General features: G+C 70.4%; 22 protein-coding genes. 10 read left to right on the top strand and 12 right to left on the bottom strand.

Going from position 1 to position 22,644, the window contains the following annotated elements; all coding sequences use genetic code 11:
• Positions 1–4: 4 nt before the first annotated feature.
• Positions 5–751: an FkbM family methyltransferase gene (locus ACRWK7_RS30745; protein ID WP_431860957.1), complete on the top strand. Its 747-nt coding sequence runs from the start codon at positions 5–7 to the stop codon at positions 749–751.
• Here the strand turns inward: ACRWK7_RS30745 and ACRWK7_RS30740 are convergent.
• On the bottom strand, positions 731–2,140 hold the full coding sequence (locus ACRWK7_RS30740) for an O-antigen ligase family protein (protein WP_431860955.1): 1,410 nt from the start codon (positions 2,138–2,140) through the stop codon (positions 731–733). The two genes, ACRWK7_RS30745 and ACRWK7_RS30740, sit on opposite strands and share 21 nt — an antisense overlap.
• A 152-nt stretch (positions 2,141–2,292) precedes the next feature.
• Here ACRWK7_RS30740 and ACRWK7_RS30735 point away from each other — a divergent pair, with 152 nt between their 5' ends.
• Complete coding sequence (locus tag ACRWK7_RS30735) at positions 2,293–4,113, top strand: ABC transporter ATP-binding protein (protein ID WP_431860953.1); 1,821 nt, start codon at positions 2,293–2,295, stop codon at positions 4,111–4,113.
• Between the two features lie 126 nt (positions 4,114–4,239).
• Positions 4,240–4,548 carry a DUF6916 family protein gene (locus tag ACRWK7_RS30730; protein WP_431860951.1) on the top strand — a complete coding sequence of 103 codons (309 nt, stop codon included), beginning with the start codon at positions 4,240–4,242 and terminating at the stop codon, positions 4,546–4,548.
• Between the two features lie 54 nt (positions 4,549–4,602).
• Here ACRWK7_RS30730 and ACRWK7_RS30725 read toward each other — a convergent pair whose 3' ends face one another.
• The 4 genes from ACRWK7_RS30725 to ACRWK7_RS30710 are packed head-to-tail and all read right to left on the bottom strand — an operon-like array spanning position 4,603 to position 6,831.
• Positions 4,603–5,151: a GNAT family N-acetyltransferase gene (locus ACRWK7_RS30725; protein ID WP_431860949.1), complete on the bottom strand. Its 549-nt coding sequence runs from the start codon at positions 5,149–5,151 to the stop codon at positions 4,603–4,605.
• Positions 5,151–5,678, bottom strand: a complete 528-nt coding sequence (locus ACRWK7_RS30720; protein ID WP_431860947.1) for a phage tail protein — start codon at positions 5,676–5,678, stop codon at positions 5,151–5,153. Before ACRWK7_RS30720 ends, ACRWK7_RS30725 begins: the two co-directional genes overlap by 1 nt.
• Before the next feature lie 15 nt (positions 5,679–5,693).
• The gene (locus ACRWK7_RS30715) at positions 5,694–6,254 is read right to left on the bottom strand and encodes a phage tail protein (RefSeq protein WP_431860945.1); all 561 of its coding nucleotides are present in this window, start codon (positions 6,252–6,254) and stop codon (positions 5,694–5,696) included.
• Positions 6,255–6,288: 34 nt separating this feature from the next.
• Positions 6,289–6,831 carry a phage tail protein gene (locus ACRWK7_RS30710; RefSeq protein ID WP_431860943.1) on the bottom strand — a complete coding sequence of 181 codons (543 nt, stop codon included), beginning with the start codon at positions 6,829–6,831 and terminating at the stop codon, positions 6,289–6,291.
• Positions 6,832–7,427: 596 nt separating this feature from the next.
• Here ACRWK7_RS30710 and ACRWK7_RS30705 point away from each other — a divergent pair.
• Positions 7,428–9,374 (top strand): asparagine synthase-related protein, encoded by a 1,947-nt coding sequence (locus ACRWK7_RS30705; protein ID WP_431860941.1) that lies wholly within the window; start codon positions 7,428–7,430, stop codon positions 9,372–9,374.
• Positions 9,375–9,389: 15 nt separating this feature from the next.
• Here ACRWK7_RS30705 and ACRWK7_RS30700 read toward each other — a convergent pair whose 3' ends face one another.
• Genes ACRWK7_RS30700 through ACRWK7_RS30690 form a run of 3 tightly spaced genes read right to left on the bottom strand, consistent with a single transcriptional unit; the run spans position 9,390 to position 11,001 of the window.
• Positions 9,390–10,280, bottom strand: coding sequence for an HPr kinase/phosphorylase (locus tag ACRWK7_RS30700; RefSeq protein WP_431860939.1), 891 nt, complete (start codon positions 10,278–10,280; stop codon positions 9,390–9,392).
• Positions 10,277–10,705: a lasso peptide biosynthesis B2 protein gene (locus ACRWK7_RS30695; RefSeq protein WP_431860937.1), complete on the bottom strand. Its 429-nt coding sequence runs from the start codon at positions 10,703–10,705 to the stop codon at positions 10,277–10,279. The genes ACRWK7_RS30700 and ACRWK7_RS30695 overlap by 4 nt, the downstream gene beginning before the upstream one ends.
• Positions 10,705–11,001 (bottom strand): PqqD family peptide modification chaperone, encoded by a 297-nt coding sequence (locus ACRWK7_RS30690; protein WP_431860935.1) that lies wholly within the window; start codon positions 10,999–11,001, stop codon positions 10,705–10,707. The genes ACRWK7_RS30695 and ACRWK7_RS30690 overlap by 1 nt, the downstream gene beginning before the upstream one ends.
• A 139-nt stretch (positions 11,002–11,140) precedes the next feature.
• Between ACRWK7_RS30690 and ACRWK7_RS30685 the strand changes: the two genes are divergently transcribed.
• Positions 11,141–11,560, top strand: coding sequence for an OsmC family protein (locus tag ACRWK7_RS30685; RefSeq protein ID WP_431860933.1), 420 nt, complete (start codon positions 11,141–11,143; stop codon positions 11,558–11,560).
• Positions 11,561–11,563: 3 nt separating this feature from the next.
• Here ACRWK7_RS30685 and ACRWK7_RS30680 read toward each other — a convergent pair whose 3' ends face one another.
• The gene (locus ACRWK7_RS30680) at positions 11,564–11,932 is read right to left on the bottom strand and encodes a hypothetical protein (RefSeq protein WP_431860931.1); all 369 of its coding nucleotides are present in this window, start codon (positions 11,930–11,932) and stop codon (positions 11,564–11,566) included.
• Positions 11,933–12,207: 275 nt separating this feature from the next.
• Here ACRWK7_RS30680 and ACRWK7_RS30675 point away from each other — a divergent pair, with 275 nt between their 5' ends.
• Positions 12,208–13,995, top strand: coding sequence for an EAL domain-containing protein (locus tag ACRWK7_RS30675; RefSeq protein WP_431860929.1), 1,788 nt, complete (start codon positions 12,208–12,210; stop codon positions 13,993–13,995).
• A 135-nt stretch (positions 13,996–14,130) separates the two neighbouring features.
• Here the strand turns inward: ACRWK7_RS30675 and ACRWK7_RS30670 are convergent, their stop codons facing one another.
• From ACRWK7_RS30670 to ACRWK7_RS30660, 3 genes are all read right to left on the bottom strand, one after another.
• The gene (locus ACRWK7_RS30670; RefSeq protein WP_431860927.1) at positions 14,131–15,333 is read right to left on the bottom strand and encodes a 3-oxoadipyl-CoA thiolase; all 1,203 of its coding nucleotides are present in this window, start codon (positions 15,331–15,333) and stop codon (positions 14,131–14,133) included.
• 1 nt (position 15,334) lies between these two features.
• Positions 15,335–16,852 carry a 3-hydroxyacyl-CoA dehydrogenase gene (locus ACRWK7_RS30665; protein WP_431860925.1) on the bottom strand — a complete coding sequence of 506 codons (1,518 nt, stop codon included), beginning with the start codon at positions 16,850–16,852 and terminating at the stop codon, positions 15,335–15,337.
• Between the two features lie 147 nt (positions 16,853–16,999).
• Positions 17,000–17,770: an enoyl-CoA hydratase gene (locus ACRWK7_RS30660; RefSeq protein WP_431860923.1), complete on the bottom strand. Its 771-nt coding sequence runs from the start codon at positions 17,768–17,770 to the stop codon at positions 17,000–17,002.
• Between the two features lie 143 nt (positions 17,771–17,913).
• Here ACRWK7_RS30660 and ACRWK7_RS30655 point away from each other — a divergent pair, with 143 nt between their 5' ends.
• The 4 genes from ACRWK7_RS30655 to ACRWK7_RS30640 form a co-directional block, all read left to right on the top strand.
• The gene (locus tag ACRWK7_RS30655) at positions 17,914–18,741 is read left to right on the top strand and encodes an IclR family transcriptional regulator (RefSeq protein ID WP_431860921.1); all 828 of its coding nucleotides are present in this window, start codon (positions 17,914–17,916) and stop codon (positions 18,739–18,741) included.
• A gap of 17 nt (positions 18,742–18,758) precedes the next feature.
• Positions 18,759–19,910: an acyl-CoA dehydrogenase family protein gene (locus ACRWK7_RS30650; RefSeq protein WP_431860919.1), complete on the top strand. Its 1,152-nt coding sequence runs from the start codon at positions 18,759–18,761 to the stop codon at positions 19,908–19,910.
• Entirely contained in the window at positions 19,907–21,490 is a 1,584-nt protein-coding gene (locus ACRWK7_RS30645) for a class I adenylate-forming enzyme family protein (RefSeq protein WP_431860917.1), read from the top strand. Before ACRWK7_RS30650 ends, ACRWK7_RS30645 begins: the two co-directional genes overlap by 4 nt.
• Positions 21,487–22,644: ABC transporter substrate-binding protein (locus ACRWK7_RS30640; RefSeq protein ID WP_431860915.1), on the top strand; the 1,158-nt coding region annotated here is incomplete at its 3' end. The genes ACRWK7_RS30645 and ACRWK7_RS30640, both read left to right, overlap by 4 nt.

The following is a 22,644-nucleotide window of genomic DNA, read 5'->3' as shown; positions in this document are numbered from 1 at the left end:
CGACATGACGGGCATGGGTGCGGTGAAGGACACAATCCGAAGGTTCGGCAAGCTGCTGCGTCTGCTCGGTCGGCGGGAGTTCCGCCGCGGCCTGCGCTTCGGCGTGGCGGCGTCGGTCGAGAGCCTGCCGGCGCTGCGGAACCTGGAGGTGGCGACCGTCATCGATGTCGGCGCCAATGTGGGCCAGTTCAGTCTTCTGATGACGGCGCTGCGTCCCAGCGTCGCGGTCCACGCGTTCGAACCGCTGGAATCATCGGCGGCGGTGCTCGGTCGCCTGTTTGCCGGCAACCCGCGGGTGCGCCTGCACCGGTGCGCCGTTGGTGCCTCCGACGGGGAGGCGAAGCTGCACGTTTCCCGACGCGCCGACAACTCGTCGCTGCTGCCCATTGGGCCGGGGCAGATCCGCTTCGCGCCGGGCACCGACGCGGTGGCTGAAATTCCGGTGCCGGTGCGGAGGCTCGATTCGGAGATTCCGGCCGATGGGCTGACGCGGCCAATCCTGCTCAAGCTCGACGTTCAGGGCGGCGAGCTGTTGGCGCTGGCTGGTGGCGAGCGGCTCCTGGAGGCGGTCGAGCACGTCTACGTGGAGGTCTCCTTCACGCCGCTGTACGACGGGCAGCCGCTGGCGGACGCGATCATCGACCATTTGCGCGCCCGCGGCTTCGCGCTTGCCGGCTTGGGCGGCTTCGCCCGCGGCCGGGACGGGCGCATCGTGCAGGCCGACCTTCTGCTAAGCCGGCGCCCCGCCTGAGCCGTCCGCCGCCGGCTTGCCGTCCCGGCCTTCGGTGTTCCAGGACTGCGCGTAGCCCAACCCGAGAAGCAGGGCGAGCGTGGTGGCGATGGCAGGCATCTGGGCGCTGAAATCGACCAGACCGTGCGCCCCCAGCAACACCGATCCGGCGATGGCCAGGGCCGGGTAGATGCGGTCGCGCCGTCGCCGCAGCACGCCGCGCACGCACATGGCCAGGACGATCAGGACAGGCAGGCCGAACAGCAACGTCGCCGGTATGCCGAGGTCCATCGCCAGTTCCAGCGGGATGTTGTGCGCAAGATCCCACACCACCGGGTCGCTCAGAGTGGTGTCGCGGTACATGCGGAACGCCGGCAGGAACGCGCCCAGCCCCATCCCGGTGTAGGGGGCGTCGGTGATGGCGTCGAGGGTCAGGCGGTAGACATTGGCGCGGCCGGCCTCGTGCTGTTCGGAGGTTTGCTCGACCAGCCGGGAGAGCGTCACGTCGCCGCTGGTGCTCAGCGCCACGAGACCGACGAGCGCCACCGCGGCCGTCAGCGGTATAGCCAGACGGGGCCGCATCACGCCCCCCATCGCCAGGATCAGCAGCAGCACGCCGAGCGCCAGAGCGGTGGACAGGAACGCTCCGCGGGAGTGTGACAGCAACAGCGCTGTGCCGATGAGCAGCCCGCAGGCCAGATAGGGAAGGGCGCGCAGCAGCACGACTTCGGCCATGTCGTAGGCGCGCCGTCCGCCGGCATGGGATGGCCGCAGCGCGTTCACGAACAGGCCGATGCAGCACACCACGCCCAGCCCGGCGTAAGCGCCGTAGGCGTTGCGGTTGACGAAGGTGCTGGTCAGGTCGCCGAGATAGGCCCACTTCTTCAGCCACAGGATGCTTTCCCATCCCACGAAGTGGACGATCAGGCCATACAGGGCGTAGACGGTCTCGGCGGCGCACAGCGCGACCACGGCTTCTCGCGCCCGTCCGCGGTCGCGCCCGAGTTGGACCGAGAGCCAGAAGATCCCGGCGTAGCAGGCGAGCCGCAGCACGGCGGTCATCGTCAGTGCGGGGTCGGCGGTGATCATACCCGCCCCCGCGCGGCTCCCGAGCGCGGCCAGCGCCTCTCCCCACATCGGATGCCAGAGCCCGGAGGCGGTCGCCGTTGTGGTCTGGAGAAAGGCCCAGGCCAGCACCAGGCCGTAGGGCAGCGCGACCGGCCACAGACGGGAAAACGGCACCGCCGCCGGGGCGCGTCCCAACGCCATGCGGACCGACCACGCCAGGAGCAGCGCGCCGACGACCACGGCCAGCAGGCTCCAGGCCCACGGACGGTTGCTGCCCAGCGGAAGGGGCGCCAGCAGCGTGGCGGCCAGCAGCAGGCGGAAAAGGATGGTGTTGGCGCTCATGCGGATCACGGGCGGAGGATCGGAAACGCCGGCGAGTGTAGTTGCCTTCGGCGCGAGTGAATAGGATCATCCTACAGCCCTGGGGAGGGGTGGTTGCCTGCCGCACCCTCTTCCATCATGCTGGCGCCCTCGTCTTGCTCCCATTGGGCCGCATGATCCCGACGTCCTCCGCCGCTTCCGCCCGCCCGACCGGTGGTGAGGCTGCCCCATCCTCGATGGCCGGCGGCTTCCGCCGCTTCGTCCGTGACGTCGCGGGGTTCGCCGGCTGGCGGCTGGCGTGGCTGATGGGGCTCACCGTGGTGGCGGTCGCCGCGGAGGGGGTGGGGTTGCTGCTGCTGGTGCCGCTGCTCGACCTGATGGGCGTCGCCTCCTCGGCGCGGCTCGGCGGCGGGATGCTGCACCGCCTGGGGCTCGGCGCGGTGGGGCTGGAAGCCGCGCTGGCCGGCTATGTGGTTCTCGTCGCGGCCGCCGCCGCGCTGGTTCAGGCGCGCGGTGCGGCGGTGGCGGCGCTGCGGCTGGATTACATCGACCATGTGCGCGGGCGGCTGCATGCCGCGCTGCTGGGCATGGAGTGGCGCGCGTTCGCCCGCCTGCGGGGCTCGGACGTGACGCACGCGCTCACCACCGAAAGCGCTCGCGCCGGTCAGGGACTGGAGTTTCTGCTGCGGCTCGCCGGCTGGGTGGTGGAGATCCCGGTGCTGCTGGCGGTGGCCGCTGGCCTGTCGCCGGCAATGACCGCGGCGGCGGTGACGCTGGGAGCAGTGGCGGCGGCGTTGCTGCGGCCGCTGAACCACCGCACCTTCGTGCTCGGCCAAGCGGTCGGGCGCGCGTCGCAGGCGTTGCAGGCGGACATCGCGGACGATCTTGCCGGCATGCGGGTGGTGCGTGGCTACGGGCTGGAGGCGGCGCGGCGCGGGGGCTTTGGGCAGCGCCTGCGGACCTTGCGCGACCGGCAGATGGCGTATGTCCGCGCCTCCGGAGCCGCCCGCGGAGTCCTTCAAACCGCGGCGGCGGTTACGGCGGCGCTGATGGTGCTGGTCGCGGTGCGCGGCTTCGGGTTGGCGCTGGCCGATACGCTGGTCCTGATCGCCGCCTTCGCCCGTCTGGCGGGGGCGGCGATGCGCATCCAGGATGTCTGGCGGACGATGCTGCACACGCTGCCCGCGCACGCTGCGGTCACTGAGCTGCTGTCCCGCCTGCGCGCCGCCGCCGAACCGGGCGGGACGGACGCCGCCGCGCCGGGGCTGGAAGGGGAGATCGTGCTGGAGGCGGTGTCCTACCGCCACGCTGACGACGGCGCGGCGACCCTGCACGCGGTGAGCGCGGCGATTCCGGCGCGGGTCATCACGGCGGTGGTCGGTCCGTCCGGCGCGGGCAAATCGACGCTGGTCGACCTTCTGCTCGGACTGACGGCGCCGGCCGGCGGGCGCATCCTGGTTGACGGGCAGCCGCTCGACGGCACGGCGCGGCGAGCCTGGCGCCGCCGCATCGGCTATGTGCCGCAGGACAGCTTCCTGTTCCACGAGAGCGTCCGCGCCAACCTGACGCTCTGGGACGTCTCCATCGACGAGACGCGGCTGTGGGCGGCGTTGGAGCGGGCCGCCGCCGCGGACTTCGTGCGGGCGCTGCCGCACGGCCTGGACACCGTCGTCGGTGACCGCGGCGCGACGCTGTCCGGCGGCGAGCGCCAGCGGCTGGCGCTGGCCCGTGCGCTGCTGCGCGAGCCGGACCTGCTGATCCTCGACGAGGCGACCAGCGCGCTGGACGCCGAGAGTGAGCGCCGCGTGCTCGGCGCGCTGGAGGCGCTGCGCGGCCGCGTCACCGTCGTCGTGGTGGCGCACCGCGCCTCGACCGTGCGTGGGGCCGACCGAGTCGTGGTGCTGGACGGCGGCCGGGTCGTGGCGGCCGGGTCGTGGAACGAGGTGGAGCGTTCCGCCGCCGGGCTGCTCGCCCGCCTGCAGTTGGTGCGCTAGGCTGCGGCATACCCAGGTATGCGTCCATAGGATGAATGGCGTGGTTGATGCTCAACCATTTGCGGCGGAGGCGGGGGACGTGGCACACTTGTCATCATTTCCACCGTGCCCTTCCGGACAGGCAGCATGATCGATCTTTCGACGCTGGTTCTCGACTCCTTCACGCCGCATGTCGGCACCGCCTTCGTGCTGCAACACCCCGAGGCGCAGGAGACGTTCACGCTGGTGAACGCGACGGCGCTGCCCTCGTACGACCACCCGATGAAGAAGCGCGACCCCTTCTCGCTGTTCTTCCATGGCAGCCGCACGGACATCCAGTTCAACCAGCAGATCCTGCCGCTGAAGCACGAGGCGATGGGAGAGCTGGAGATCTTCCTGGTCCCCATCGCGCGAAACGACGACGGCACGATCCGCTACCAGGCGGTGTTCAACTGAACAGAAGGAAGGGGGCCGCGAGGCCCCCTTCGCCGTTTCGCGGTGGGTGCGGGCTTACGCCGGCTCCCACTCCATGAGCCAGTACGGGCCGGTCTGGCTGATGTCCCGGAAGCCTACGCGCGCGTAGAGGCGCTTGGCAGGGTTTTCCTGCTCGACGTGGATGCTGACCTTCTTGCCCTCGGCGCGGGCCTCCTCCTGCACGGCGGTGAGGAAGGCGGTGCCGAAGCCCTTGCCGCGCGCTTCGGGCAGGAAGGCGATGTCGACCACGCGCAGGTCCGAGTGATGGCCACGGTCGAGGAGCAGGCGGCCGACCGGCTCGCCGTTCCGCTCGACGATGAAGAAGTCGGAGCGGGTGTAGTGGGTGGTGTAGTGATGGTGCTGCTTGCTGTACTGGTCCTCCAGGAAGGCGAGGCGGAACTCGTCGTCCCATTGCGGAACGCGCTGCACCTCTTCCCAGCGCAGGGAAACGTAGAGGCGGCACAGGAACGGCACGTCCTCCTCCGTCTGCCGACGGAGGAGGACGCCCTGGCCAACGAGGACGGCCGGAACGGCGAAGGGTCGCCGATCCGGCACGTCGGAAGCTGCGATCGCGTTGTCGGTCATCAGGCCTTCAGCGGGTATTCGCCGTACGTGCAGATGCAGAAGTTCATCACCAGGAACGGCTGCCGGTTCTCGTGCGGCCCGCCGCCGCCCACCACGCCGACCATCTGCGGCGCCAGGGTGGTGTCGTAGGCGTCGGTGTTGGTGTAGTCGAGCTGGCTGTTCGTGCGCGCTATGCGCGACGCGGTGGTCGGGGTGTTGGTCAACTGCGCAACGGTGGCGCTGACGGCATTCAGCGTGTGCTGGTGGGCCGGCATCTGCGTCTGCAGCAGCGTCACCGCGGTAGCGCCGAAGCTCTTGCCGAAGGCGCGGCTGGTCAATCCGGGGCTCTGACCCGTGTTGCACACCGCGCTGCCCATGAGGTTCGGCAGCTTGAACGTGCTCTGGCCGTCACCGCCGAACTGAACCCCGAGGATGGTGTAGAGCACCTGGAACTGCATGATCTGCAGCGTCTGGCCGTTGCACTGCGCCCAGTTCTGCGGCGGGAAGTTGAAGCCGAAGATCCGGATCTCTCCGTAGAAGGCATCCATTGTCCGGGTCTCCCCTCAGTTCGGCCGCGTGGGGTAGTTCCCCAGGATGGCCATGATGAAGCTGATCGCGGTGGTGATCATGCAGTTGTTGTGCGACTGGCCGCCGCCGGTGAACGTCACGGCCTTGGTATCGAACTGGATGGCGGGCGACGTCGGCGGCACCACGGTGGTGTAGAGTCCGTTCAGCGTACCGCTGGGCTGCACCTGCCCGTACACCACGGTCGGCCCGGCCACCGTCGTCGTTGCGTTCGTGGTCGTGGCGTAGATCGGATGCGTGTGCGCCGGCATCTCGGCGTTGACCAGGGTGTGATTCTCCTCACCGCCGGTCTGGCCGATGGTGCGCGCGGTCAGCGGCGGATTGGTGGTCGTGTTGGTGCCCTGGCCGACGGGGACGCGGCCGCGCAGGTCGGGCGCGTTGAAGGTGTTCACGCCGTCGCCGCCGTAGGTCACGCCGATCAACGAGAACAGCGCCTGGTTCTGCTGGACGCTCAACGACTGGCCGTTGCAGAGGATCCAGTCCTCGGGGTTGTAGTTGCCGGCGAACATGCGGATTTCGCCGAGAAAGCAATCGGACATGTGTGTTCCTCCGAATCTCCGGGGGCGCCGGGGATCACTGACGCGGCGGGAAGAGGCCCAGGGTGGCGATGCAGAAGTTCATGACCGCGAACGGCTGCATGTTGTTGTGCGCACCGCTCGCGCCCTCGATGGAGCAGGTATCCGACGCAAGGGCCGTCAGCGGCGAGGTCGCGGGCGCATAGATGTTCACCGTCGCCGTGGAACCGGTCGGTACGCCGACGGTGGCTGGCAGCCCGCTCTTGGCGATGGCGAAGTTGCCCTTCGTGCCGCCCAGTGCATTCACGGCGTGGTTGTGCTGCGGCAGGTTGTTGATCGTCAATGTGACCGTCTCGGCGCCACCGGTTTGGCCGTTCTGGTAGGAGAACCCGTCCTGACCGACGCCCAGGTGAATCGGCGTGCGGCCGCGCAGGTCCGGCAGGTTGAACGTGGTGCTGCCATTGCCGCCGAACGTCTGGCCGAGCAGCGCGTTCAGCGCCGCGTTCTGCTGTATGGGCAGCGACGTGCCGTTGCACAGAGCCCAGCCGTCGGGCGCCCAACTCCACGGAAATATGCGCACTTCACCCAAGAAGGGATCCACGATTGCCTCCCTCGATCATGCTGTAACCAGCCGGCGGCAGGTATTGCGGCGCCGATCTGCAACTAAAGCAGATCAGAGAAACCGAAGCGGGTCCACCCTATATACGACAATTGGTTTATTCTCATGCGGATGCATACTATGTTATGTGCTCGCCTCCACACTCCGGGCTCGTGACGGTTGTGGTTTGTCCGGTTATTGCGTTTTGCCGATGGCCGTGCGGCGGTGCCCCGGCGAATCGGCGGCACTGCCGTGCCACGATCCGCCGTTGCGCGGCGTGCGCGATTTACACGCTATGCCTGATGTGTTATGCGTGTGGGCTGCGACCGCGTAGCGTATGGAGACGATTTTGGAACACGGTGCTTTCAAGAAGGAGGCCGAGGCTGCGTGTGGACCGGAATCCACGGGCCGCAAGCCGTGGAGCGCACCGGTTCTGACCGTGTCGCCCATTGCCGGCGCCACAATGGTGAACGCCACTGGCAGTGATGATGATGGAACCTACGGTGTAGGTTCGGCATCCTGAGGCGCTTTGAAGCGGTCACGCCGGGTAAGTGGCTGTGGTCGTCGTTGGCGGATCATAGCGATCCGCGGGTGGCTGGATGAGCGGATTCGCAGGGTTTGTGCAGCTTGGCGCCGGGAGCGTGCCGCCGGGCACCGAAGAACGTTTGATCCACGGCATCAGCGGTGCTGGCTTGGCCAAGCCAAAGGTGCACCGCATCCAGAACGCCGTCTTCGTCTTCCGTCAACGCGTCGTTTACCCGGAAGACCGCTGGGAAAGACAGCCGTCGGTAGGACCCGGCGTGGTGTCGATGTTCGATGGCCGGCTCGACAATCGGGCTGAGTTGCTCGACGCGCTCGGGCTGCGCAGTCGCGTGGACGATCCGATTCCCGACGGCCGCTTGGCCCGGATCGCGTACGAGCGCTGGGAGGAGGCGGCGGTGCCCCGGCTTCTCGGCGATTTCGCCTGGGCCGTATGGAACAGCCGCGCCCGCCGTCTCATGCTCGCCCGCAACCATGACTGGCATCGCGCCCTGTTCTTCAGCCGCGGGGCCGGCTTCATCGCGTTCGCCACGGGGTACCGGCCGCTGCTGGCGCTGCCCGAGGTACCGCGGGACGTGGATGAAGTGGCCGCCTTCGACCTTCTGCTCACGTGCCCGGATGAGAGCGAGCGGAGCTTTTATAAGAGCATTTCCTGGGTGATACCTGCCGGTCGGGTGGTGGCGGATGCGGACGGTGTCCGCCAGGATCGGGTTTGGGAACCGGTGAGACAGCCCACCTTGCGGCTGCGGCGGGACGAGGACTACGTCGAAGCCGCGCGGGCGGTGTTCGAGGATGCGGTTGCCTGCCGACTGCGCAGCAGCGGCCCCGTCGTGTGCTCGATGAGCGGCGGGCTCGATTCCAGTGCGATTGCCGCCACGGCGGCCCGGCGCCTGCCGGAGGCTGCCGTCCACGGATTGACGGTCGTGCCGACGCCGGGCGAGACCCTGCACAACCCGTTGAGTCAGTACGGCGACGAACGGCCGTACGTGCAGGCCTTGGGGCGTCGTTACCCGAACCTTCTCGTGGAATGTCTGGAGAGCCGTGCGGCAGCGGAGTTCGAACTGGATCCAACCGCCATGTTCCTGCATGGACAGGTGCCGGTCCGGTCGCCGTCAAACGCCGGCTGGTTCCAGGTGATCCATCGCCGCGCGTCGGAACTGGGCGCCACGACATTGATCGTTGGAAGCCTTGGGAACCTGACCTTCAGTGCAACCGGCATGAACCGTCTTTCGCTGTTGCGGCGCGACGGCGCGTGGGGTGCGTTCGCGTGGGAGATGGCCGCGCTGCGATGGACCCATCCCCACAAGTGGGCGGGCCTCATGCGGTATCATGCGTTGGCTTTGCTGCCCGACGCGCTTTCTTCGGGTCTGCGGCGCTGGTGGCGGCGGTGGCGCGGCAGGGTTCCGCCCTGGTGGCAGAACAGCCTCGTCAATCCCGATGTCATCCGCGACCCGCTGCTGGAGGAACGGTTCAAGATCAACGCCTCCCCCATGCAAGATGTCAATCAGCCGGGCGGACGCATCGCGGCGATGCGATACCACATTCTGCGTTCGCGCATGCAGGTGGAGGGCTACGCCGTGTTGCGCAGCCATTCCGGTCTCACCTGGTCCGATCCATTTGCCGACCGCCGCGTCATCGACTTCTGCCTGTCCTTGCCGGAGGATCAGTTCCTGCGCAGCGGGCGGACACGGGCGCTGGCGCGCCGCGCCTTCGCCGACCGCCTGCCTCCCGAGATCCTGCACAATCCCCTCCGCGGGGCGCAGAGCAGCGACTGGCACCGCCGCATCCTGCCGCACCGGGACCGGTTGGCAGCCGAACTGGAGCGCGTGCAGACGTCGGCGCTGGCCGCCCGCCTTCTCGACCTGCCGCGCATGAAGCGGATGCTCGATTCCTGGCCCTCCGACCCCCGGCAATTCATCGGGGAAGCCGCCCATCACCGGCTTCTGGTCGCGCGCGCGCTGCACCTTGGCCAGTATCTTCGCTGGATCGAAGGCGGCAACCTGTAGCCGGGGCCAGCCGTCTCAGGCGCCGTGGGCCGCGGCGATGGCGGAGACCGTCGCGTCCAGCGCGTCGAGAGCGCGCGCCCGGCACAGCCTGTAGGAAGGAAGCACCGCCAGCCGCATGACGGCCGACAGCATCGGCTTCCGCAGGCCCATGCGCAGCGCGAGCGGACCCCTGTAAACCGCCCCGATCAAGCTGTCCACGGAGGCGATTCCCCTCAATCGCTCGATCCGGGGGCAACCGGCGCCGTCGTGAGTGGACAGGTGATAGATCGCCGCCAACGGCAGCGGTTCCACTTGCCGGAGCGTACCCATCGCGACGTGCAGCTTGTCCGGATCTGTCCGGTTGATGTCGGGGGGGACGGTCGGCAGCCCCAACTCCACGGCGGCGTCCCGCTTCAGCTTGACACGCGGAACGGACGGCAGCACCGGAAAGCCGGGAATCCGCGTGTCCACCACCGTCACGTCGTCGGCCAGTGCCGGAAAGCCGCGACGCAGGAAGGCGCCGACCAGGGTCGACTTTCCCTCACCGGACTCGCCGGAGAAGGCCACGGCCCGCCCACCGATGGCGACGCATCCCGCGTGCAGCGGCAGCAGCCCGCGCTGGTGGCAGAGAAGGCCAAACGCGGTGCCGAGCAGGAAGACGCGCAGGTCCACCTCATTGGTGCCGGGACATGGTCTTATCGTGACCCGTCGCCCGGCCTCTACGGCGTACGTGGCGACGCCCGGCACGGAGAATCGGTGCGCGCCGGCGCCCGAGACCTGCGGCGGCGCCGCGGTCTGCGCCGGCCCGTCGGACGCCGCTTCCATGCGGAACTCGACGTCCGGCACCCGGGCATCGCCGATCCACGGAAGCAATTCAGGCACCGGCAGGTCGGAGGCGATCTTAAGTCCGCACAGCGTATAGATCATGCCCGGAAGACCGCGATCCATGCGAAGGCCGCACGCTCCGCGCCACCGCTGACCGTCACCTCGCCGGAGCGGCTCCAGGCGTGCGCCTCGATGGCGCCGGCGCGCCGGGCGACGCCGAAATGCACCTCGGCCGCCAGCCCGCGCCGCCGCAGCATGACGGCCGCCGCTGCCGCCTGCGGCAGGCACACGGCGGGGAAGGGCAGGTTGCGGCTGGCCCGCGCCACCGCACGCCTTACAGCCCGCGCCACGGTGGCGTCGATGCCGCCCGACGCCTTGCCCGGCTCGCGCAGGCCGAGCAGCCGCATCACCCGTGCGAAGGGCAAGGCCTTCAGCAGCGCGCAGACCAGCGTCAGGGTAACGACGGCTTCCAGGGCCAGCCGCCGTTCCGCCGCCGGAAGCCGCAGGAAACGCCCGGCGCGCCGCATCAGCAGGCCTCCACCAGCCCTTGCTCGGACAGGCTCGAGAGGAGCGCCAGCACGTCGCGCTCGATGGTGGCCGGGTCCGCGTCGTAGTCCCGCGACAGCGTGTCCGCCAGTTCGGCCGCCGTTGCCGGCGCCTCCAGCCGCTTCCATATGTCGGTGCCGATGGCGTCCAGGCCGAAATACACGCCCTTCTCGACGTCCATCATCACCATCTCGCCGTCCACCTCGGCGGCGAGCACGTCGGCGGCGCGCCTGAGGCGCGTGGTGCGGTCGAGCGGGACTCCGCTTGGCGAGGGCATGGGGGACCTGGATGATCTTTTGCGCGAACAACCATATTCGCAAGCGCCCATTCCGGCTGTCAAGGAACGGGGGCGGGACATCTTGCGTCCGGGGGGGGGCCTCGGCTAGCGTCGGGGCCGTTTTTCCTGGGAGGGCGGCATGAAGGCGCGCGTGAAGTGGGTGGACGGCATGATGTTCGTCGGCGAGTCCGGCAGCGGCCACGCCGTGGTCATGGACGCCGCCCCGGCGGTCGGCGGCCGCGACCTCGGCATCCGACCCATGGAGATGCTGTTGCTGGGCATGGGCGGCTGCTCGTCCATCGACGTGCTGATGATCCTGAAGAAGGGCCGCCAGACGGTCACCGACTGCTGGGTCGAGCTGGAGGCCGAGCGCGCCGAGACCGACCCGAAGGTGTTCACGACGATCCACGCCCACTTCGTGGTGACGGGCCGCAACCTCGACCCGGCGAAGGTGGAGCGCGCCATCGCGCTGTCGGCGGAGAAGTACTGCTCGGCCTCGGTGATGCTGGGCGCCATGGCCCGGATCACCCACGACTTCGAGGTGCGCGAGGACGCCTGAGGCTCAGTGCGGCAGCGCCAGCAGCCCGGCGATACCGTCCAGCGTGCCGCGGTGCCGGCGCCAGCGCAGGCCGCGCTCGTCCACCTCGAACAGGCGGACGAAGGGGGTGCGCGGCAGGATCGGGTCCAGGTGGACCTCGACGATGTCGGCGCCCGACGGGCAGGTGTCGATCAGTGGGTCGGCGGATTCGAAGTCGCGCCCGCTGCGCAGGCAGCGCTCGGCGAAGCGCTCCAGCAGCTCCGACGCGGAGTCGGAATCGCGCAGCGGGCGAAGCTCGGAAATCACCTGCGGCATGCCGCGGAATCCCGCCAGGAACAGGCCGGCGGCGTGCTGGGGGTCGTGCACCACCAGCTTGATGGGGCTGCGTCGCATGGGGGCGGTCCTCACAGGCGGATGTCGATCGAGAACAGGGCCAGGTCCACCGCCGCGTAGGTGGGCCGCCGGGCCAGCGCCGCGCGCAGCAGGCCGGTGAGGGGTGTGAAGAGCTGACGCATCGCCGTGTCCTCCGCCGAACAGGTGTGTCGCCGCCGCTTATGCCCCGTGCATTGTGACAGTTTCCATCGCGCCCCGGCCGTCATGGGTCGTCACAAAACCGCAAGACGCGTCTGCTATAGGTTGCGCTCCCCGCCCCCGCGCCGGAGCCGACGATGGGCCTGCCGATCCTGGACACGCTGGACGACGACGACGCGCCTTCGCTCCCGGTGATGGAGCGGTGGCGGCGGGTCCTGGCCGGGGTGGAGTACGCCTTCCAGCCCATCGTGCAGATGCGCTCCGGGCGCTGCCACGGCTACGAGGCGCTGATGCGCGGGCTGGAGCGTACGCCCTACGCCGATCCCGGTGCGCTGCTCGACGCCGCCTGCGCGCAGGGCGTGCTGGTGGAGGTGGAGGCGGCGCTGCACGCCAGGGCCATCGAGGCCTACTGCGCGCTGGACGGCTGGCTGGGCGCCAAGCTGTTCCTCAACGTCGACGCCCGCGCGGTGGGGGTGAGCCCGCTCCTGTGGCTGCCGGTGCTGGAGCGCTTCCCCGACCTCGCCGTGACCTTCGAGATTTCCGAGCGCAAGGAACTGCAGCCCGAGATCGGCATCGAGGCGATGATCGAGCAGTACCGGCGCGGCGGGCTTGGCGTTGCGCTCGACGACTTCGGCGTCGGCTACGCCGGGCTGAAGCTGCTGTACGAGGCGAAGCCGGACTACGTGAAGGTGGACCGCTTCTTCGTCGCCGGCATCGACCGCGACATGCGCAAGCGCGCCATCGCCAACGCGCTGATCAGCTACGCGCACGCGCTGGGCATCCTGACGCTGGCCGAGGGCATCGAGACGGAGGCCGAGTTCTACGCCTGCCGCGACCTGGGCTTCGACTTCGCCCAGGGCTACCTGATCGCCCGCCCGCGCACCGGCATGACGGAGCTGCCGCTCTCCAGCCCGGTGGTCGAGGCGCTCAACCGCAACGACCGCCGCCGCGGCGCCGACAGCCGCCAGCGCGTCTACGAGGTGATGGAGCGGCTGGAGCCGCTGCCGGTCGGCTCGCCGAAGACGGCGCTGCTCGACTACTTCAGCGGCAGCGGCGCGCCGCCGGTCGCCCCGGTGGTGGACGACCACCGCCGCCCGCTCGGGCTGGTGCGCGAGCGCGACCTGAAGCGCTTCGTCTACACCCGCTTCGGCGGCGAGCTGCTGCGCAACAAGGGGGTGGGCGGCAACCTCGCCGACCTCGTGGCGCGCAGCCCGGTGTGCGACATCGCCACGCCGCTCGACCAGGTGATCGAGGCCTTCTCGGCGGAGGAGGCGACGGACGGGATCATCATCATCGAGGGCGGGGAGTACGCCGGCTTCCTGTCGTCGGCCGCGCTGATCCGGCTGGTGCACGAGCGCAACCTCGCGGTGGCCGCCGACCAGAACCCGCTGACCCGCCTGCCCGGCAACACCGCCATCGTCCGCCACATCGAATCCGTGCTGGAGGACCGCGAGCGGCCGCACGTGCTGGCCTACCTCGACTTCGACAACTTCAAGCCGTTCAACGACACCTACGGCTTCCGCCAGGGCGACCGCGCCATCCTGATGTTCAGCGAGCGCCTGAAGGCCCTGGCCGGTGCCGGCGGCGCCTTCGCCGGGCACGTCGGCGGCGACGACTTCTTCCTGGCGGTCAGCGGCCTGGAGGAGGCGGAGGTGTGCGCCCGTCTGGCCGAGCTGGTGGCCCGCTTCCGCTCCGACGCGGAGAGCCTGTACGACGCGGACACGCGTTTGGCCGGCCGGCTGGTCGCCAACGACCGCTACGGCAACCCGCGCGAATTCCCGCTGCTGTCGGTGAGCGGGGTGGCGGTGGTGCTGCCGCCCGGCGCGCAGGGCCTGACCCCGGACGCCATCAACGCCACCATCGCCGCCAACAAGGAACACGCCAAGAGCAGCGCCGAGAAGCTGCACGTGGTGCGGCTGGGGTGATGCAATGCGCCCTCTCCCGGCCGGGCCGGGAGAGGGAGGGGACCCAGGCGCAGCTTGGGGAGGGTGAGGGCGGCGGCTTCGCGGAAACAGCCCGCCCCCACCCCAGCCCTCCCCCAGCAGGGCTGGGGGAGGGGGCTACACCCGCTCGATCACCGCGGCGATGCCCTGGCCGATGCCGATGCACATGCTGACCAGCGCGTAGCGCCCGCCGGTCCGTTCCAGCTGGCGCAGCGCCGTCAGCGCCAGCCGTGCGCCGCTCGCCCCCAGCGGATGGCCGACGGCGATGGCGCCGCCGTTGGGGTTCAGGCGCGGGTCGTCGCCGGCCAGATCCAGCAGCCTGGCGCAGCCCAGCACCTGGGTGGCGAACGCCTCGTTGATCTCGATGACGTCCATGTCCGTCAGCGTCAGGCCGGCGCGCTCCAGCGCCTTGCGGCAGGCGGGCACCGGGCCGAGGCCCATGGTGCGCGGCTCGACGCCGGCGACGGCGCCCGCCAGGATGCGGCCGCGCGGCTTCACCCCGGCGCGCTCCCCGGCCGCGAGGCTGCCGACGAGCAGCGCCGCCGCGCCGTCGTTGAGGCCCGAGGCGTTGCCGGCGGTGACCACGCCGTCCGCGGCCAGCGGGCGCAGCCTGGTCAGGGCGGCCATGTCGGTGTCCGGGCGCGGGTGCTCGTCCTCCGCCACCACGACGGGCGGCGCCTTGCCGCGGGCGGGCAGGGTGATGGGGGTGATCTCGCCGGCGAAGAAGCCGGCCTCCTGGGCCGCGGCGTATTTCCGCTGCGAGGCGTGGGCGAAGCGGTCGCTCTCCTCGCGGCCGATGCCGAGGTCGTGCGCGATGTTGTCGGCGGTCTGCGGCATGGTGTCGGCACCGAACGCCGCGGTGATTTTCGGGTTCGGGAAGCGGGCGCCCATGGTGGTGTCGAAGATCGCCGTCTCCCGCGCGAACGCGCTCTCCGCCTTGGCGAGCACGAAGGGGGCGCGGGTCATGCTCTCGACGCCGCCGGCCACGAACAGCTCGCCCTCGCCGGTGCGCACGCAGCGTGCCGCGTCCATCACCGCCGCGAGCCCGCTGCCGCACAGCCGGTTGACCGTCAGCCCGCCGACCGCGACGGGCAGGCCGGACAGCAGCGCGGCGTGGCGGGCGACGTTGCGCGAGTCCTCGCCCGCCTGGCAGGTGCAGCCGGCGATCACGTCCTCGACGGCCTCAGGGTTGAAAGCGGACCGCTGCATCAGCGCGGTGATGACCGCGGCGAGCAGGTCGTCCGGCCGCACCTTCGCCAGCGCGCCGCCGTGCCGGCCGAAGGGGGAGCGCAGTCCGTCGTAGAGGTAGGCGTCCGTCATGTCAGGCCTCGAGCGTGGTCAGGGGCACGGAGAGCAGGGCGCGGCGTTTCAGCCACGGGCTCGGGCGGTAGCGTGGGTCGCCGGTGAAGGCGTGCAGGGCATCCAGCACCTCCAGGATGCGGTGGGCCCCAAGCCGGTCGCCGAAGGCCAGCGGCCCGTGCGGGTAGCCGAGGCCGAGCGGCACGGCGCGGTCGATGTCCGCCGGGCTGGCGATCCGCTGCTGGGCGATGTCGCAGCCGATGTTGACGATCATCGCCACCACGCGCTGCGCCACGAATCCCGGGCTGTCGTGGATCACCGTCACCGCCTCGCCACGGGCCAGCGCCGCGTGCACCGCGTCGCGCACCGCCGGATCGGTGACCGGGTTGGTCATCAGCGTGCGCCGGCCGTCCAGCCCGAACAGCGTGTCCACCGCCACCGTGCGCCGCGGGTCCAGGTCCTCGGCCAGCGCGGCGGTGGTGCAGTCCTCGCCGAGCGGGGCGACGATGCAGGCGGCGTGCGCGGAGGGGCGGTCGCCGGTCTCGATCTCCAGGCCATCCAGCACCCGCATCAGCAGCCCGGCGCCCTCGGCGTTGCGCATCCCGATCCACAGCGGGCGCGGCGCCGCGTCGGGGGGCGGCGCCTCCGGCGGCAGCAGCGGCCTGCCGTTCTCGTAGGCGTAGAAGCCGCGCCCGGTCTTGCGGCCGAGCAGGTTCGCCGCCACCAATTGGCGCGGCAGCACCGAGGGGCGGTAGCGCGGCTCCTGGTAGAACTGGCCGTACAGCGATTCCATGACGGCGTGGCTGACGTCGATGCCGATGAGGTCGAGCAGCTCGAACGGCCCCATGCGGAAGCCGGCGGCGCCGGTGAGGATGCGGTCGATGGCGGCGCAGTCGGCCACGCCCTCGCCGAGGATGCGCAGCGCCTCGGTGCCGTAACCGCGGCCGGCGTGGTTGACCAGGAAGCCCGGGGTGTCCTTGGTGACCGCCGTGACGTGCCCCATGCGGGCGCCCAGGCCGGCCAGCGCCTCGGTGACCGCGGGGGCGGTCAGCACGCCCGGCGCCACCTCGACGATCCTCATCAGCGGGACCGGGTTGAAGAAGTGGAAGCCGGCGACCCGCTCCGGCCGGCGGCACGCCGCGGCGATGGCCGTCACCGACAGCGACGAGGTGTTGGTGGCGAGCACGCACTCGTCGCCCACGACCGCCTCCAGCCCGGCGAACAGCGCGCGCTTGGCCTCCAGGTCCTCGACGATCGCCTCGACCACCAGGGCGCACTGCGCGAAGTCCGGCGCGTCGGGCGCCACCGGCGTGACGCGGGCCTTGGCGGACGAGGCGGCGTCGGCGGTGAGCTTGCCCTTTTCGGCCAGCCGGTCGAAGGCGGCGTCGAGGGCGGCCACGGCCTCTTCGGCGGCGCCCGGCCGGGCGTCGGCGAGGATCACCGAGACGCCGGCCGCCGCGGCGATCTGCGCGATGCCGCGCCCCATGGTGCCGGTGCCGACGACGCCCATCACCAGGGCATCGGAATGCGGGTCGAACATTGGCGTCGTCTCCTTTCCCTCCCTCGCCTCCGGCGGGGGAGGGAGGGACCCAAGCGGAGCTTGGGAGGGTGGGGGCTACGGCTTTTGGGCAGGGCGTTGCCCCCACCCAACCCTCCCCCAGCGGGGCTGGGGGAGGGTTACGGTTTGTTACCGCCCCTCGTACTTCGGCTTCCGCTTCTCGATGAAGGCCTGCATGCCCTCCTTCTGGTCGCGGGTGTCGAACAGCAGCTGGAACGCCTTGCGCTCCAGCATCAGCCCGGTGGAGAGCGGCGCGTCCATGCCGGCCAGCAGGACTTCCTTGATCTGCATGACCGCGACCGGCGGCATGGCGGCGATGGTCTCGGCGGTCTTCAGGGCGGTGTCCAGCACCTCGGCGTCCGGCACCACCTGGCTGACCAGGCCCATCGCGTCCGCCTCGCGGGCGGAGACCGGCTTGCCGGTGAGGATCATCATCATCGCCTTGAACTTGCCGACCGCACGGGTCAGGCGCTGGGTGCCGCCGGCGCCCGGCATGATGCCGACGCGGATCTCCGGCTGACCGAACTGCGCGCCCTCGCCGGCGATGATGATGTCGGCGTGCATCGCCAGCTCGCAGCCGCCGCCGAGCGCGAAGCCGTTCACCGCCGCAATCACCGGCTTCGGGCACGCCGCGATGGCCTGCCACAGCAGGTGCGCCTGACGCAGCAGCATGTCCGCCGCCCCAACGCCCGCCATCTCCTTGATGTCGGCGCCGGCGGCGAAGGCGTTCTGGTCGCCGGTCACGACGATGGCGCGCACGTCGGCGTCCTTGGCCAGGTCGGTGAACGCCTCGGCCAGCAGCACGCGTACACGGCCGTTCAGGGCGTTGCGTGCCTCCGGCCGGTTGATCCGCACCAGCGCCACGCCGTCCCGCGGCCGTTCGACCAGCACTTCGCTCACCGCGTTCCTCCCTCTAATTTCGTAGTACGAAACTGAGTTTCATTTCTGTTGACACGCACCGTAGCGTCGGAGCAGGATCGCTGCAACACAAAACAATCCGGCTGACGAAGCGCCGGAGGCCCGGCAGGGAGCGGGCGAACCCCATGCGAAAGCGCGACGCGATTCCGGGCGCGGCCGACCTCGCCCCCGACGTGGCCCAGCACGAGGACAAGGATCCGAGATTCGTGACGGCGCTCGCCCGCGGCCTGGACGTCCTGCGCGCCTTCCGCCGCGGCGACCCGCCGCTCGGCAACCAGGAACTGGCGGAGCGCACCGGCCTGCCGAAGCCGACCATCTCGCGGCTGACCTACACGCTGTCCACGCTGGGCTTCCTGGTCTATGACGCCAAGGCGGGCAAGTACCGGCTGGGCACGCCGGTGCTGGGGCTGGGCTACACGGCGCTGTCCGGGCTGGGCGCGCGGGCGGTGGCGCGGCCCTTCATGCAGGAGCTGGCGGACCACTCGAAGCTCCAGGTGGCGCTGGGCGCGCGCGACCGGATCAGCATGGTCTATCTGGAGATCTGCCGCGGCGACGCCCCGGTGATCCTGCCGCTCGACGTCGGCTCGCACATCAAGCTGGGCACCACCGCCATGGGCCGCGCCTACCTCGCCGGCCTGCCGGAATCCCAGCGTTCCGCCTTGCTGCAGCACATCGAGGAGCACGAGGGGCCGCGCTGGCCGCAGGTGCGCGACGGCGTCCTGGCCGCGGTCGAAGAGTACCGCACCAAGGGCTACGTCACCTCCATCGGCTCCTGGAAGACGGAGGTGAACGCCGTCGGCGTGCCGCTGGTGCCGCACGACGGTTCGCCGGTGCTCGCCTTCAACCTCGGCGGCCCGGCCTTCCTGGCCGATCCCAAACGGCTGGACGACGATTTCGGCCCGCGGCTCGCCGCGATGGTGCGCCGGATCGACGCCGCCCTCTTCAACGCCTGACACCGGAGACGAACCCGATGGCCCTCGACGCCGACACGTTGCAGCAGCTCCTCGACACGGTGGGGCGGTTCGTGCGCGAACGCCTCGTGCCGCTGGAGCACACGGTGGCCGACGACGACGCCATCCCCGAGGAGATCGTCGCCGAGATGCGCGAACTCGGCCTGTTCGGCCTGTCGGTGCCGGAGGAGTACGGTGGGCTCGGCCTGACCATGGCGGAGGAGGTGCAGGTCGCCTTTGAGCTGGGCGGAACGTCGCCGGCCTTCCGCTCGCTGCTCGGCACCAACAACGGCATCGGCTCGCAGGGGATCGTGATCGACGGCACGCCGGAGCAGAAGGCCAGGTACCTGCCGAAGCTGGCGTCCGGCGAGATCATCGGCTCCTTCGCGCTGACCGAGCCGGAGGCCGGGTCCGACGCCGGCAGCCTGCGCACATCGGCTCGGCGCGACGGCGACCATTACGTGCTGAACGGCACCAAGCGATTCATCACGAACGCGCCGGAGGCCGGCCTGTTCACCGTCTTCGCCCGCACCGACCCGGAGAGCCGCGACGCCAAGGGCGTCAGCGCCTTCCTGGTGGAGGCCGGCACCCCGGGCCTGACCGTGGGCAAGCTCGACAGGAAGATGGGGCAGAAGGGCGCGCACACCGCCGACGTGATCTTCGAGGACTGCCGCGTGCCGGCGGCGAACATCATCGGCGGCAAGGAAGGCCAGGGCTTCAAGACCGCCATGAAAGTGCTGGACCGCGGCCGGCTGCACATCGCGTCCGTCTGCGTCGGGGTGGCGGAGCGGCTGATCCGCGACAGCCTCGCCTACGCGATGGAGCGCAAGCAGTTCGGCCAGCCGATCGCCGAGTTCCAGCTGGTGCAGGCGATGCTCGCCGACAGCCGGACCGAGGCCTACGCCGGCCGCTGCATGGTGCTGGAGACGGCGCGCCGGAAGGACGCCGGCGTGGACGTCTCGACCGACGCGGCCTGCTGCAAGCTGTTCTGCTCGGAGATGGTGGGGCGCGTCGCCGACCGGGCGGTGCAGGTGCACGGCGGCGCCGGCTACATCGCCGACTACGGGGTGGAGCGCTTCTACCGCGACGTCCGGCTGTTCCGCATCTACGAGGGCACCAGCCAGATCCAGCAGCTCGTCATCGCCCGCAACATGATCCGCGAGGCCGCGTGACCCCGGAGCAAGCCATCGTGGACGCGCTGCCGCGGCGGATCAGTCATCCGCCGCTGGCCTGGGCCGCGACGACGCCCGACGCGCCGGCCCTGCGCGAGGGCGACACCGAATGGACCTATGCGCGGCTCGGCGCGGCGGTGCGCCGGATGGCGGACCACATGGCCAAGCTGGGCGTGCGCGGCGGCGACCGGGTGATGCTGGTCGGCGAGAACGGGCTGGCGCTGGTGACGCTGATGCTGGCGGCGAGCGAGCTGGACGCGTGGCCGGCGATCATCAACGCCCGTCTGTCGGAGCGCGAGATCGACGGCATCCGCGACCACTGCCGGCCGTGCCGGGTGTTCTACACCGACGCCGTCTCGCCGGACGCCGCGGCGCACGCGGCACGGCACGGTGCGCGGCCGCTGGGCGACGCGGATCTGCCGCCGATGGCGGTCGGGCCGCTGCTGGAGGCCGAGCCGGAACCGGTGCACCCCGACAACGCGGGCCAGGTCGGCGCGCTGATCTACACCTCCGGCACCACCGGGCAGCCCAAGGGCGTGATGCTGTCGCACCGCGGGCTGCTGTTCGTGGCGGCGATCTCCGGCCGGCAGCGCGGCCTGAACAGCGCGGACCGCACCTACGGCGTGCTGCCGATCAGCCACGTGTTCGGCGTGGCGTCGACCTGCCTCGGCACCCTGTACGCCGGCGGCTGCCTGCACACGGTGCCGCGCTTCGATCCGAAGGTCGTGGTGCGGGCGCTGGAGGAGGACGGCGTCACCGTCCTGCAGGGCGTGCCCGCCATGTACGCCAAACTGGTCGAGCACATCCGCGCGACGGACAAGCCGCTGAACGCGCCGCGCCTGCGCTACCTGTCCTCCGGCGGGTCGGTGCTCGACCTGTCGCTGAAGCGGGACGTGGAGGCGACGTTCGGCCTGACGCTGCACAACGGCTACGGCCTCACCGAGTGCTCGCCGACGGTGACGCAGACGCGGCTCGGCAGCCCGCGCGCCGACACCTCCATCGGCCCGCCGCTGCCCTGCGTCGAGGTGCGCTTCGTCGACCACGCCACCGGCAGGGACGCGCCGCCCGGCGAGGTCGGCGAGCTGTGGGTGAAGGCGCCCAACGTGATGCTCGGCTACTACCGCGCGCCGGAGCTGACGGCGCAGGTGCTGACGCCGGACGGCTGGCTGAAGACCGGCGACGTGGCGCGGCTGGAGCCGGACGGCTGCCTGTCGGTGGTCGGCCGCATCCGCGAGATCATCATCCACTCCGGCTTCAACGTGTACCCGGAGGAGGTCGAGGGCGTGCTGGCCAGCCACCCGGCGGTGACGCTCGCCGCCGTCATCGGCCGGGACGTGGCCGGCAACGAGGAGGTGGTCGCCTTCGTGCAGCTCGCCCCCGGGCGGGAGGTCGCCGAGGCGGAGCTGAAGGCGTGGGCGGCGGAGCGGCTGGCGCCCTACAAGCGCCCGGCGCGCATCGTCGCCGTTCCGGCGCTGCCGGCCAGCCCGACGGGGAAGCTCAAGAAGGGGACGCTGCGCGAGATGGCGGAGGGGCTGCTTGCGCGGGGCATCCAAGAACAAAAGGGAGGAACGAACCAATGATCCGCAGGCTCACCGGGTTGGCCGCGACGGCGGCCGTTGCGCTCGCCATCGGCGTGGGCGTGGCCCAGGCGAAGGACTTCGTGCTGGGCGAGCAGTCGCCGCTGTCCGGCAATCTGGCCCGCGTCGGCCAGGGCATGCACGAGGGCATCTCCGTCGCCATCGACATGGCGAACAAGCAGTATGCCGGCAAGCACAGCTTCAAGCTGGAGACCATCGACGACGAGACCTCGCCGGCCAAGGCGGTGGCGGCGGTGGAGAAGCTGGCCGGCATGGGCGTGGTGGCGCTGACCGGCGGCTACGGTTCCAACATCATCGGCCCGGCGTCGGAGGCGGCCAACAAGGCGGGGCTGGTCTACATCACCTCGGGCGGCGTGACGCCGGAGCTGACGGAGCGCGGCCACAAGACCTTCTTCCGCATCAACAACACCGACGGCTACGCCACGGCGATGATCGGGCTGCTGGAGGAGATGAAGGCGAAGAAGGTCTCGGTCGTCTACCTGAACAAGGAGGCCACCTCCAACCTCGCCAAGTCGGTGCAGAAGACGCTGGCGGCCAAGGGCGTGACCGTCGGCATGCACGAGTTCGACGCTTCCACCAACGACTTCAAGCCGCTGGTCAACAAGGTGAAGCTGCAGGACCGGCCCGACGTCGTCGCCATGGTCGGCTACGAGAACGACTACGTCGGCATCCTGCGCGCCGCCAAGGTGCTGAAGCCCGACGTCAAGGCGATGGTCGGCGTGTGGTCGCTGGCCACCTCGCAGATGGCCAAGGAGTTCCCCGACCTGATGGAGAACGTCTACGGCACCTCCATGCTGCCCTACCCGGTGGAGTTCACCGCGCCCGAGGCGCAGGAGTTCGCCAAGACCTACAAGACGCTGTTCGGCAAGGAGCCGGACTATCTGGGCCAGTTCGGCTACGTGCAGACCAAGCTGCTGATCCAGGCGATCCTGCGCGCCGACGCGGCCGGCACCGGCATCGCGGACGAGCTGCGCAAGACCGACGAGCCGACGCTGATCGGCCGCGTGACGTTCAACGAGAAGGGCGACAACCCGAACTTCAGCCACCGCATGGGCCAGCACCAGAAGGGCAAGGTGGTGCTGGTCTGGCCGGCCGACGCGGCGAACGGGAAGGCCGTGTTCCCGGGCGTGCCGTGG

It is taken from the genome of Azospirillum sp. (assembly GCF_050789165.1).
The sequence above is the reverse complement of the archived record's forward strand: the minus strand, read 5'-3'. Positions and strand labels throughout refer to the sequence as shown.